This is a genomic window from Enterobacter sp. BNK-14 (genome assembly GCF_047456095.1).
Classification (GTDB): Bacteria; Pseudomonadota; Gammaproteobacteria; order Enterobacterales; family Enterobacteriaceae; genus Enterobacter; species Enterobacter kobei.
Genome location: NZ_CP179897.1, coordinates 2450827 through 2462868, shown reverse-complemented (window position 1 = coordinate 2462868; position 12042 = coordinate 2450827). Strand labels below are relative to the sequence as shown.

11 protein-coding genes are annotated in these 12042 nt (G+C 57.0%); 4 read left to right on the top strand and 7 right to left on the bottom strand.

All coding sequences use genetic code 11. The features are described from left to right. Positions 1-53: 53 nt before the first annotated feature. Positions 54-737, bottom strand: coding sequence for a DNA utilization protein GntX (gene gntX, locus ACMGGM_RS11860; RefSeq protein WP_023338848.1), 684 nt, complete (start codon positions 735-737; stop codon positions 54-56). A 36-nt stretch (positions 738-773) separates the two neighbouring features. Here gntX and bioH point away from each other — a divergent pair, with 36 nt between their 5' ends. Next, complete coding sequence (bioH, locus tag ACMGGM_RS11855) at positions 774-1547, top strand: pimeloyl-ACP methyl ester esterase BioH (RefSeq protein ID WP_023338847.1); 774 nt, start codon at positions 774-776, stop codon at positions 1545-1547. A 111-nt stretch (positions 1548-1658) separates the two neighbouring features. Then, positions 1659-1928 (top strand): YdgH/BhsA/McbA-like domain containing protein, encoded by a 270-nt coding sequence (locus ACMGGM_RS11850; RefSeq protein ID WP_014885543.1) that lies wholly within the window; start codon positions 1659-1661, stop codon positions 1926-1928. A 44-nt stretch (positions 1929-1972) separates the two neighbouring features. Here the strand turns inward: ACMGGM_RS11850 and feoC are convergent, their stop codons facing one another. From feoC to greB, 5 genes are all read right to left on the bottom strand, one after another. Continuing rightward, on the bottom strand, positions 1973-2209 hold the full coding sequence (gene feoC, locus ACMGGM_RS11845) for a [Fe-S]-dependent transcriptional repressor FeoC (protein WP_014885542.1): 237 nt from the start codon (positions 2207-2209) through the stop codon (positions 1973-1975). A 10-nt stretch (positions 2210-2219) separates the two neighbouring features. Further along, a complete protein-coding gene (feoB, locus tag ACMGGM_RS11840; protein WP_045268725.1) occupies positions 2220-4538 on the bottom strand; it encodes a Fe(2+) transporter permease subunit FeoB in 2319 nt (772 codons plus the stop codon). A gap of 30 nt (positions 4539-4568) precedes the next feature. Continuing rightward, complete coding sequence (feoA, locus tag ACMGGM_RS11835) at positions 4569-4796, bottom strand: ferrous iron transporter A (protein WP_008503050.1); 228 nt, start codon at positions 4794-4796, stop codon at positions 4569-4571. Between the two features lie 318 nt (positions 4797-5114). Further along, positions 5115-7445 (bottom strand): Tex family protein, encoded by a 2331-nt coding sequence (locus ACMGGM_RS11830; RefSeq protein WP_063862199.1) that lies wholly within the window; start codon positions 7443-7445, stop codon positions 5115-5117. 87 nt (positions 7446-7532) lie between these two features. Then, the gene (gene greB / locus ACMGGM_RS11825) at positions 7533-8006 is read right to left on the bottom strand and encodes a transcription elongation factor GreB (protein ID WP_047343546.1); all 474 of its coding nucleotides are present in this window, start codon (positions 8004-8006) and stop codon (positions 7533-7535) included. A 228-nt stretch (positions 8007-8234) separates the two neighbouring features. Here greB and ompR point away from each other — a divergent pair, with 228 nt between their 5' ends. Both ompR and envZ read left to right on the top strand, forming a co-directional pair. After that, positions 8235-8954, top strand: a complete 720-nt coding sequence (gene ompR / locus ACMGGM_RS11820) for a two-component system response regulator OmpR (RefSeq protein WP_001157751.1) — start codon at positions 8235-8237, stop codon at positions 8952-8954. Continuing rightward, positions 8951-10297, top strand: coding sequence for a two-component system sensor histidine kinase EnvZ (gene envZ, locus ACMGGM_RS11815; RefSeq protein WP_014885538.1), 1347 nt, complete (start codon positions 8951-8953; stop codon positions 10295-10297). Before ompR ends, envZ begins: the two co-directional genes overlap by 4 nt. A 101-nt stretch (positions 10298-10398) precedes the next feature. Here envZ and pckA read toward each other — a convergent pair whose 3' ends face one another. Further along, positions 10399-12018 carry a phosphoenolpyruvate carboxykinase (ATP) gene (gene pckA, locus ACMGGM_RS11810; protein ID WP_047343545.1) on the bottom strand — a complete coding sequence of 540 codons (1620 nt, stop codon included), beginning with the start codon at positions 12016-12018 and terminating at the stop codon, positions 10399-10401. Between the last annotated feature and the right edge of the window lie 24 nt (positions 12019-12042).

The window sequence follows — 12042 nt, the reverse complement described above, 5'->3', positions numbered from 1 at the left end:
CCTAATAGTTGACTAAATTACCTGGGTATAATCATACGCCCATTGAAGAAGGGCTACAAGGTACGGCACAGACACCATACCTGAACCGACGCGGCGCCGCTTTGCAAAAGCAGTCGGGAAAGTTCAGCAACGGTACTGCCTGTGGTGACGACATCATCCACAATCGCGATATGGAGGCCGTTAACCGCCAATTCAAGGCGAAAGGCATTTTTGAGGTTTCTTTTGCGCAGCCGGGCGTTGAGCTGATGCTGAACGGCGGTGGCATGTACGCGGGTGAGTGCGCTGGCAGTATATCGACAGCCGAGCCAGCGGGCGAGCGGACGGCAGAGCAGGTCGCTCTGATTGTAACCTCGCCGCCAGTGGCGACGGCGATACAGGGGGACATTGACCACCATATCAATTTTCGGCAGGGCGCGGGTTCGCCGTGCCTGTAAAACCGCCAGCAATAGCAGGCGGGCAAGGGGCAGTGCCAGCGAGCTCTGGCCGGAAAACTTCAGGGCGTGAATCAGCCTGCTCAGCGGTCGAACGTAATCATCCACCGCCACCAGCGCGCTCCACGGCGGGGGTTTTTTCAGGCAGCGGCCACAGGGTAAATAGCGGTTCGTGGCGGGTAAACCACATTGTGGGCAGGCGGTGATACGCCTTTCCAGCGAACGCGTGCAGACGGAACAGACGCCCCAGGCGCTAAGGGCAAGCGGCATTTTGCATAGCCAGCACAAGCCGGGCACTGTTAGCATATTCAACCTCCATGTGAAAAAAGAGAACAGTAACTGATGAAGACGCTGTGGTGGCAGACCGTAGGGACAGGAAATTGCCATCTTGTGCTGCTGCACGGATGGGGCCTGAATGCAGAAGTATGGCATTGCATAAACGAGGAACTAGCCTCGCAATTTACGTTACATCTGGTTGATCTACCGGGGTATGGCCGTAGCCATGGTTATGGTGCGATGACGCTCGAAGAGATGGCGCAGGAGGTGCTGAACGCGGCGCCACAACATGCCATCTGGCTGGGCTGGAGTCTGGGCGGGCTGGTGGCAAGCCAGATTGCGCTTTCCTGGCCCGAGCGCGTAAACGCGCTGGTGACGGTGGCCTCATCGCCCTGCTTTAGCGCGCAGAAGACGTGGCCCGGCATAAAGCCTGACGTACTGGCGGGTTTCCAGCAGCAGCTGAGTGACGATTTCCAGCGGACCGTAGAGCGGTTCCTCGCGCTACAGACGATGGGCACCGAAACCGCGCGACAGGATGCCAGAGCGCTGAAGCAGGTGGTGCTCTCTTTGCCGATGCCGGACGTTGAGGTGCTCAACGGCGGCCTTGAAATTCTGAAAACGGTCGATCTGCGTGAGCCGCTGGCCGCGCTGACGATGCCGCATCTGCGTATCTATGGTTATCTTGACGGGCTGGTGCCGCGCAAAGTGGTGCCCTTGCTGGACTCCCTCTGGCCGGACAGCGAATCGCAGGTCATTGCCAAAGCCGCGCATGCCCCGTTTATCTCTCATCCGACGGAATTTTGTTCAGCGCTCATTGCGTTAAGTCAACGTTTAGACTGATTATTTTCTATCCAGCCTGGAAAAAGTTACACACCGCAACCATACTCCAGATGTCGTTGCGGTTGTTATGCCTACGATGATCAAAACAACAATCCTATGGAGAGTCAGGCTATGAAACTTGTTACAGGTATTGTCACTTCTCTGGTTATTGGGTCACTGTCATTTGGCGTCTTTGCGGCAAAAGAGCTGGAAAAAGATAAAGTTGCCGGCATGAATCTGACGAAAATCGGTGAGATTTCTACGTCTGACACCACCGCGCCGATGGATGCGAGAAAAGAGCTGTCGAAGAAAGCGGATGAGATGGGCGGGACGTACTACGTCGTCACCAGTGCAGAAAAACAGACCAAAAACGTACGCGCCACCGCGGACGTCTATAAGTAATATGATAAAGCCGGGCAGCGATGCCCGGCTTTATGAGTGCAGTATTAGCGCAGTGCCCACCACTCCCGCAGGCAAGCCTTTCCTTCCGGACAACTTTTACAACTGCCAGAGAGGCAACCCTCTGCCTCCTCCTGGATCCGCACGGCTTTACCCATGGCTTCAAGGCGTTCCAGCATGGCATCGATCATCGGCTGGGGCGTATGCAGGCTGAGGCTCAGCTGTTTCGCCTCCATCCGGCCCTGCAGAGCCAGCATGTCACGCACCTGAATCAATGACGCCATGGTGTGCTCCTTAGTGACAGTCGCCCGCCGGGCTGTTGCAGCAGGTCGCGGCGGTTTTACGATTTGCCAGCAGGTCGATATCGACGCGGCTGCGTGCCCGGCGCAGCAGGCCAAGAACAACCACGTTAAACAGGACAACCGCGAGGATACAAACCAGGCTGTAGCGTGGGTGCTGACTGAAATTAACGGTCTGATAAAACAGCGTCGCCAGCGAGTAAGCGATATTTAGCCCCCACAGAATGGAGAAGCCCATCCAGCCGCGACTGGATTCACGCGCAATCGCTCCCATGACGGAGATGCACGGAATATAGAGCAGAACAAAGATGAGATAGCTGTAGGCCGCAGATGCGCTACCAAATTTCTCTCCCATCACGCCCATGGCACCCGTCGCCATTTCACCGTCGCCTTTGCTGGCCTCAATCGGGTTCGCCAGCACGCTCAGGCTGAAGGTATCTTTCAGGCTCTGCCAGGTCTCCTCGACGGCACCCAGCAGTTCATCACCGAGGTGAAACGCTGCCGGATTAAATTCCTGTTCCTGGATGTTCTCCGCGGTGTAGAGCGTGTTCAGGGTGCCGACAACCACCTCTTTCGCCATCGCACCGGTGAACAGGCCCACGGTCGCCTGCCAGTTATCCTCATGCACGCCAATCGGTTTGAAGACCGGCGTGATGATGCGGCTGACAGAGGCGAGGGCAGAATCGTTGATGTTATCTGCTGCCTGACCGCTGAGGGTGAAGCTGTTCAGCGCGCTCAGGAAAATGCTGACGATGACAATCACCTTACCAGCGCGCAGCACAAACCCTTTCAGGCGTTGCCAGGTCTGGATCACCAGGCTTTTCAGGTGTGGAACGTGATAGACCGGCAGCTCCATGACAAACGGTGAGGCTTCACCGCGCATAATCGTGTGCTTGAGCATTAAACCGGTCAGTATCGCCATCACGATGCCCAGAACATACAGCGAGAAGACTGCCAGCGCGCCCTGCTGACCAAAGAAGGCGGCCGCAAAGACGGCGAAGATGGCCAGACGCGCACCGCAGGACATAAACGGCGCCATCATAATGGTCATCAGGCGTTCACGCGGAGCATCCAGGGTACGGGCACCCATGACCGACGGCACGTTACAGCCGAAGCCGACAATCAGCGGTACGAAGGATTTGCCGGGCAGACCCAGGGCCTGCATCAGGCGGTCCATGACGAACGCGGCGCGCGCCATATAACCTGAATCTTCCAGGAACGAGAGGAACAGATACATCATGCCGATCTGCGGTACCAGCGGCAGAACGGTGTTAATGCCCCCGCCGAGCCCCTGAGCGAGGAAAATGGTCAGCCACTCCGGGAAGTGCAGGGTGTAACCCACCCACTGAATCCCGTGTACAAAGATCGCGACGGAACCGGCGTCAAAAATCGGCTGGAGTGCGCCGCCGATGTTGATGGCGAGCAGGAACATCACGTACATCACCAGCAGGAAGATCGGCAAACCGAGGAAGCGGTTGAGTACAATCTTATCCACCGCCGCCGTAAAGCGGCTGGGTTCCGCCGTCAGGGCATTACTGACCACGTCGCAAATCGAGGCGATGGCCTGGTATCGTGCATCGGCGATGTGCAGCGCCGGGTCGTCCAGCTCGTCGCCGAGACGGGCCACCGTCGCGTCCAGTTTATCTGCCGCATGTCCGGCATAGGCGCGGCTATAGATATCGCCTTCCAGCATCTGCAGGCCGAGCCACTGGCGCTGTTTTGCAGGCATGCTTTTGTCCATCTCCTGCGCCAGCAGATCGGCTTCGCGCAGCAGCGGGCGGGCGTAATGCACCAGCTCAACGTCGTGATTTCCCGTGTGACGGTCAATCGCCAGCTTCAGGGCATCAATCCCGCGAGCGCGCGTTGATACCAGCGGCACTACCGGGCAACCCAGGCGCGCGGAGAGGGCATCGACGTCGATGCGCAGCTTTTGTTTCTCTGCAATGTCGAGCATGTTGAGCGCCACGATGCAGGGAATACCCAGCTCCAGCAGTTGCAGCGTCAGGTAGAGGTTGCGCTCGAGGTTGGAGGCGTCGACCACGTTGATCAGCAGATCCGCGTCGCCGCTCAGAATGTAGTGGCAGGCAATTTGCTCATCGAGCGAGGTCTGCGACGAAATGGTGGTCAAGGAATAGGTGCCGGGAAGGTCAACCAGAGTGACCTGATGATCCGTTGTCGTGAACTGGCCTTCTTTACGTTCAACGGTTACGCCTGCCCAGTTACCGACGCGCTGGCGCGCGCCCGTGAGCTGGTTAAATAGCGTGGTCTTGCCGGAATTAGGATTGCCAATTAAGCCAATAGTTAATTTTTTCATTTTTTTAGACTCACTGAAACCGCTGGCTCGTTATCGGGATAAGGCTTCGACTTCTATTAATGCGAGGTCTTTTTTACGCAGGACCAGATTCACGCGTCGGGTTTCAATGTGAACCGGATCGCCTAACGGCGCCACGCGCACCACCTGGAATGACGAGCCGGGCAGCATGCCCAGCGAGAGTAGCTTTTGCCGATAGGCCGGGCTTATTTCGCGGGTAAAACCGGTAATCTTCCACGCACTGTCTGGAGTGAATTGCATAACGCCTGCTTCCACGAAAGGTTAAATTATCTACTATGGGATGATAATGAGAATAGTTTTTATCAGCAATAATAAAACTGTGACGGAATGTTGTTTGGTGTATTAATTTACGGCCTGTTTGACCTTGCTCAATATTTGCTGAAATGCGGAGATAAAGAGAAGAGGGTTATTTGTTAACGAAGTGATAATTAGTGGTTTAAATATGGATGCACTCTATTTGTTTTAATTCTTTGCGGCCTGCTTGCCGGGCGGCACTGCGTTTGCCCGGCCTACAAAACCGTAGGCCCGGTAAGCGTAGCGCCACCGGGCGTTTATCACTTAGCGCTTCTTGCCCATCGCGGCCGCCAGCGCATCCATCATCGCGCTATTGCCCGCTGGCTGAGCATCACGCCCGCGCGGTTTTGCCGCTTTCGCGGCCGGGCGCTGGGAGTCACGAGCGCCACCGTTTCCGCCACGACGAGCGTTGGTGTCGCCTGGCTGCTCGTCCAGACGCATGGTCAGGGCGATACGTTTGCGCTGCAGGTCCACTTCCAGCACTTTCACCTTCACGATGTCGCCCGCTTTGACCACGGTGTGCGGGTCTTCAACGAACTTGTCGGCGAGAGAAGAGATGTGAACCAGGCCATCCTGATGCACGCCGATATCCACAAACGCGCCGAAGTTGGTGACGTTAGTTACCGCACCTTCCAGCACCATGCCGGGCAGCAGATCGTTCATGGTCTCGATGCCGTCAGCAAAGGTCGCCGTTTTGAACTCAGGACGCGGATCGCGGCCCGGTTTTTCCAGCTCTTTGATGATATCGGTGACGGTTGGCACACCAAATTTATCGTCGGTGAAATCCACCGCTTTGAGGTTGCGCAGGGCACTGCTATCGCCCATCAGGTCCTTCAGCGCCTGCTGGGTGGCGGCCAGAATACGTTCTACCACCGGGTAGGCTTCCGGGTGAACGGTGGAGGCATCCAGCGGGTTATCGCCGTGGTTGATGCGCAGGAAGCCCGCGCACTGCTCAAACGCTTTCGGCCCCAGACGGCTCACCTTCAGCAGCTGCTGACGGTTCTGGAACTGGCCGTTCTCATCACGCCAGGCGACGATGTTCTGCGCCATCATGCGGGTTAAGCCCGCCACGCGGGTCAGCAGCGGCACGGAGGCGGTATTCAGGTCAACACCGACGGCGTTTACGCAGTCTTCTACGACCGCATCCAGCTTGCGTGCCAGCTGAGTCTGGCTCACATCGTGCTGGTACTGGCCCACGCCGATGGATTTCGGATCAATTTTCACCAGCTCCGCCAGCGGATCCTGCAAACGACGGGCGATAGATACCGCGCCGCGCAATGAAACGTCCAGGTCCGGGAATTCCTGCGCCGCCAGCTCGGAGGCGGAATAGACTGATGCGCCCGCTTCGCTGACGATCACCTTCTGCGCCGTGACTTTCGGGAACTGCTTCTGCACGTCGAGGAAGAAACGTTCAGTCTCGCGGGACGCCGTACCGTTACCGATGGCGACCAGCTCGACGTTGTATTTTTCACACAGAGCGGCAACCACGACAGCCGCTTTCGCTGCCTGTCCGGTGTGCGGATAGATGGTGTCAGTGGCGACCAGCTTGCCGGTGCCGTCAACCACCGCCACTTTCACGCCGGTACGCAGGCCCGGATCGAGACCCATGGTCGCGCGCAGGCCAGCAGGCGCCGCCATCAGCAGGTCATGAAGGTTACGGGCGAAAACGTTGATCGCTTCATCTTCGGCGCGCTCGCGCACGGTGCCCATCAGCTCGGTTTCGAGGTGCATCAGCACCTTGATGCGCCAGGTCCAGCTCACCACGCCTTTGCGCCAGCTGTCTGCCGGAGCGTTGTTCAGGCGCAGGCCGAGATGGTCAATGATGATCTGCTCGCAGTGGCTCTCTTTCGGCGGCTCGTCAAACTGCGGATCAGCGTTCAGAGAGAGCTGCAGCACACCTTCGTTGCGGCCGCGGAACATTGCCAGCGCACGGTGTGATGGGGTGGTAGATATCGGTTCGTGGTGATCGAAGTAGTCGCGGAATTTCGCGCCTTCGTCCTCTTTCCCCGCCACGACGGTAGAGACGATGTGCGCATTCTTCCACAGGTAATCACGCACTTTAGCCAGCAGGGCGGCGTCTTCGGCAAAGCGTTCCATCAGAATGTAACGCGCACCGTCGAGGGCGGCCTTGGTGTCCGCGACGCCTTTGTCGGCATCGATGAATTTCGCCGCCTCAGTTTCCGGATGGTGGGACGGCTCATTCCACAGCAGGTCGGCCAGCGGCTCAAGGCCTGCTTCAATCGCGATCTGCCCGCGCGTGCGGCGCTTCGGTTTGTAAGGCAGATAGAGATCTTCGAGTTCGGTTTTGCTCAGGGTGCCGTTAATGGCGCTTTCCAGTTCGCTGGTCAGCTTGCCCTGTTCGCCAATGGATTTGAGGATCGCCTGACGACGGTCTTCCAGCTCACGCAGGTATCCCAGACGGGTTTCCAGGTTACGCAGCTGCGTGTCATCCAGACCGCCGGTGACTTCCTTACGATAACGTGCAATAAACGGCACGGTGTTCCCTTCATCAAGCAGGCGAACGGCAGCTTCTACCTGTTCGGCTCTGGCCTGAAGTTCACCCGCAATAATGCGGCAGAGCGAATCTTTCATCATGGCTTTATCATCTGTTGAGTCGAAAAATCAGGGGATAGTTATACGGGCTGACACGGCAAAATGCCAGCCGGGGAGGGCGCTCTCGGACTATTTTACGTAGACGATCTCATTGACGTACCAGCAGGCTTCACCGGCGGGAGTCTGAACGACGGCCAAATCACCCACTTCCTTTTTCAGCAGCGCGCGGGCCATCGGGGAGTCGATGGAGATGTAATCCTTACGACCAAAAATTTCATCGTAGCCGACAATGCGAAAACGCAGGGTGTCACCGTCGTCGTTTTCAATCTCCACCCACGCGCCGAAGAACACTTTGCCCTCCTGCTGCGGGGAGTAATCGACAATTTTCAGGTTCTCAAGGCACTTGGTCAGGTAGCGTACCCGACGGTCAATCTCACGCAGTCGCTTTTTGTTGTACTGGTAGTCAGCATTTTCGCTGCGATCGCCCAGGCTTGCCGCCCAGGTCACCTTTTTGGTTACTTCAGGGCGCTCTTCTCGCCACAGGTAATCCATCTCTTTTTTGAGTTTTTCGTACCCTTCGCGGGTGATCAGGGGCGTTTTCATGGTAAAGCCTTTGCTGCCTGTTTTCTGTCTGGCGCACAATACGTACCACACAGTGTAACAGACAGGATTAATAATGATTTATGTGATGAAATGAGCAGATAAGCTGCTGTTAAATATGCTTTGTAACAATTTCGACTAGAATTTATACCAGATTTCGCTGGTCGAATACGTGCACTTTTTTAGAATACGCTGTCACAAAGACTATCCGAACCTTTGGGAGTACACACAATGCAAGAGAACTACAAAATTCTGGTCGTGGATGACGACATGCGCCTGCGTGCGCTGCTGGAGCGTTATCTGACCGAGCAGGGCTTCCAGGTTCGTAGCGTCGCGAACGCTGAGCAGATGGATCGTCTGCTAACCCGTGAATCTTTCCATCTGATGGTTCTCGACCTGATGCTGCCGGGCGAGGACGGGCTCTCTATCTGCCGTCGTCTGCGTAGCCAGAGTAACCCGATGCCGATCATCATGGTGACCGCGAAGGGTGAAGAAGTTGACCGTATCGTGGGCCTCGAAATCGGCGCGGATGACTACATTCCAAAACCGTTTAACCCGCGTGAACTGCTGGCGCGTATTCGTGCCGTGCTGCGTCGTCAGGCGAACGAGCTGCCTGGCGCACCGTCGCAGGAAGAAGCGGTGATTGCCTTCGGCAAGTTCAAGCTGAACCTCGGTACGCGTGAGATGTTCCGTGAAGACGAGCCAATGCCGCTCACCAGCGGTGAGTTTGCGGTGCTGAAAGCGCTGGTCAGCCACCCGCGTGAGCCGCTTTCCCGTGACAAGCTGATGAACCTGGCGCGTGGTCGCGAATACTCGGCAATGGAACGCTCCATCGACGTGCAGATCTCCCGTCTGCGCCGCATGGTGGAAGAAGATCCGGCGCATCCTCGTTATATTCAGACCGTATGGGGTCTGGGCTACGTGTTTGTCCCGGACGGCTCTAAAGCATGAGGCGAATGCGCTTCTCGCCGCGAAGCTCATTTGCCCGCACCCTGTTACTGATCGTCACCTTGCTGTTCGTCAGCCTGGTGACGACCTACCTGGTGGTTTTGAACTTTGCGATTTTGCCGAGCCTCCAGCAGTTTAATAAGGTCCTGGCGTACGAAGTCCGTATGCTGATGACCGATAAACTGCAACTGGAGGACGGCACGCAACTGGTCGTTCCCCCGGCGTTTCGCCGTGAAATCTACCGTGAGCTGGGCATTTCGCTCTACTCGAATGAGGCGGCAGAAGACGCGGGTTTGCGCTGGGCGCAGCACTACGAATTTCTTAGCCAGCAGATGGCGCAGCAGCTGGGGGGGCCAACGGAAGTCCGTGTTGAGGTCAACAAAAGCTCGCCTGTCGTCTGGCTGAAAACCTGGCTGTCACCCAACATCTGGGTGCGCGTTCCGCTGACGGAAATCCATCAGGGCGACTTCTCGCCGCTGTTCCGCTATACGCTCGCCATTATGCTGCTGGCGATAGGCGGGGCCTGGCTGTTTATCCGTATACAGAACCGACCGCTGGTCGACCTGGAGCACGCTGCGCTGCAGGTCGGTAAAGGCATTATTCCTCCCCCGCTGCGCGAGTATGGCGCCTCGGAAGTGCGTTCTGTGACGCGGGCCTTTAACCACATGGCCGCAGGTGTGAAGCAGCTGGCGGATGACCGTACGCTGCTGATGGCGGGCGTCAGTCACGACCTGCGCACGCCGTTGACGCGTATCCGTCTGGCAACGGAGATGATGGGAGAAGAAGATGGTTATCTCGCCGAGTCCATCAACAAGGACATCGAAGAGTGTAACGCCATCATCGAGCAGTTCATCGACTATCTCCGTACCGGGCAGGAGATGCCGATGGAGATGGCGGATCTGAACGCGGTGCTGGGTGAAGTGGTGGCCGCGGAAAGTGGTTATGAACGTGAAATTGATACTGCCCTTCAGGCCGGTGAAATTCAGGTCCGTATGCACCCGCTCTCCATTAAGCGTGCGGTGGCGAACATGGTGGTCAACGCGGCGCGCTACGGCAACGGCTGGATTAAAGTCAGCAGCGGGTCTGAACTCAACCGCGCCTGGTTCCAGGTGGAAGATGACGGTCCGGGTATTAAGCCCGAGCAGCGTAAGCATCTGTTCCAGCCGTTTGTGCGTGGCGACAGTGCGCGCAGCACCAGTGGTACGGGCTTAGGCCTGGCGATTGTGCAGCGTATTATCGATAACCATAACGGATTGCTGGAGATTGGCACCAGCGAGCGGGGTGGGCTGAGCATTCGCGCCTGGTTACCGGTGCCGGTGACGCGCGGACAGGTGAAAGAGAGTTAATCATTAAACGGTGCGGCCTGATGCCCTCACCCCGGCCCTCTCCCACTGGGAGAGGGGGAAAACATTAAAAAAGGCAACTTTCGTTGCCTTTTTGCTTTTACCTACAGCTTCGGTCCCGCAATCACCAGCGCTTCGCCCGCTGGTGTATCGGTATATTTCTCGAAGTTCTCAATAAACAGCTTCGCCAGCGATTCTGCCTTCTCGCGCCACTGTTCCGGCGAACCGTACGTATTGCGCGGGTCGAGGATATGCGTATCCACACCCGGCAGCGACGTTGGAATGGCCAGGTCAAACATCGGCAGCGTGAAGGTTTCGGCGTTATCGAGAGAACCATCCAGAATGGCGTCGATAATGGCGCGAGTATCCTTGATAGAGATACGTTTGCCAGTCCCGTTCCAGCCGGTGTTCACCAGGTAGGCCTGCGCGCCAGACGCCTGCATGCGTTTCACCAGCACTTCAGCGTACTGCGTCGGGTGCAGCGACAGGAATGCTGCGCCGAAGCAGGCGGAGAAGGTTGGGGTTGGCTCCGTCACGCCGCGCTCGGTACCCGCCAGTTTGGCCGTAAAGCCAGAAAGGAAGTGGTACTGCGTCTGGCTGGCGGTCAGGCGAGATACCGGAGGCAGCACGCCAAAGGCATCCGCCGTCAGGAAAATCACCTTCGTAGCATGACCCGCTTTTGACACCGGCTTCACGATGTTGTCGATGTGGTAGATCGGGTATGACACGCGCGTGTTTTCGGTTTTCGAGGCGTCGTCAAAGTCGATAGAGCCGTCGGCACGTACGGTGACGTTTTCCAGCAGCGCATCGCGACGGATTGCGTGGAAGATATCCGGCTCAGCCTCTTCTGACAGGCGAATGGTCTTCGCGTAGCAGCCGCCTTCAAAGTTAAACACGCCGTCATCGTCCCAGCCGTGTTCGTCATCGCCAATCAGACGACGTTTCGGGTCGGTGGAGAGGGTGGTTTTCCCTGTGCCGGACAGGCCGAAGAACACCGCCACATCGCCTTTCTCGCCGACGTTCGCCGAGCAGTGCATGGACGCGATGCCGCGCAGTGGCAGCAGGTAGTTCATGACCGAGAACATCCCTTTCTTCATCTCGCCGCCGTACCAGGTACCGCCGATCAGCTGGATACGCTCGGTCAGGTTGAAGGCGACAAAGTTTTCGGAGTTCAGGCCCTGCTCTTTCCACTGCGGGTTAGTGCATTTCGCACCGTTCATTACGATGAAGTCAGGCGTGAAGTCCTGCAGCTCTTCGTCGGTTGGACGAATAAACATGTTCTTCACGAAATGCGCCTGCCAGGCTACTTCGGTAATGAAACGTACGGAGAGACGGGTGTCGGCGTTAGCGCCGCAGAAAGCGTCTACGATAAACAGACGCTTGCCAGAAAGTTGATGGGTGACGAGCCCTTTCAGATGCTGCCAGGTTTCCGGAGAGAGCGGTTTGTTGTCGTTCTTCCCTTTGCCTTTGTCAGCCCACCACAGCGTATCGCGGGTGGTTTCGTCTCGGACGATATACTTATCTTTCGGCGAACGACCGGTAAAAATACCGGTATCGACGGCGATAGCACCAAGATTCGTCAACACACCGCGCTCGTATCCTTCCAGTGCTGGATTGAGCTCTTCCTGATACAGCGTATCGTAGTCGGGGTTGTAGACGACTTCCTGGACGTCGTGAATACCATAAGCCTTGAGATCTTGCGGGGTTAAACCAGTAACACGCATATCACTGCTCCTTAGCCAATATGT

Coding starts and splice junctions, on each gene's coding strand:
- bioH (WP_023338847.1), top strand. CDS start 774: ATGAAGACGCTGTGGTGGCAGACCGTAGGGACAGGAAATTGCCATCTT.
- greB (WP_047343546.1), bottom strand. CDS start 8,006: ATGAAAACGCCCCTGATCACCCGCGAAGGGTACGAAAAACTCAAAAAA.
- ompR (WP_001157751.1), top strand. CDS start 8,235: ATGCAAGAGAACTACAAAATTCTGGTCGTGGATGACGACATGCGCCTG.
- feoA (WP_008503050.1), bottom strand. CDS start 4,796: ATGCAATTCACTCCAGACAGTGCGTGGAAGATTACCGGTTTTACCCGC.
- ACMGGM_RS11850 (WP_014885543.1), top strand. CDS start 1,659: ATGAAACTTGTTACAGGTATTGTCACTTCTCTGGTTATTGGGTCACTG.
- feoC (WP_014885542.1), bottom strand. CDS start 2,209: ATGGCGTCATTGATTCAGGTGCGTGACATGCTGGCTCTGCAGGGCCGG.
- envZ (WP_014885538.1), top strand. CDS start 8,951: ATGAGGCGAATGCGCTTCTCGCCGCGAAGCTCATTTGCCCGCACCCTG.
- feoB (WP_045268725.1), bottom strand. CDS start 4,538: ATGAAAAAATTAACTATTGGCTTAATTGGCAATCCTAATTCCGGCAAG.
- gntX (WP_023338848.1), bottom strand. CDS start 737: ATGCTAACAGTGCCCGGCTTGTGCTGGCTATGCAAAATGCCGCTTGCC.
- pckA (WP_047343545.1), bottom strand. CDS start 12,018: ATGCGTGTTACTGGTTTAACCCCGCAAGATCTCAAGGCTTATGGTATT.
- ACMGGM_RS11830 (WP_063862199.1), bottom strand. CDS start 7,445: ATGATGAAAGATTCGCTCTGCCGCATTATTGCGGGTGAACTTCAGGCC.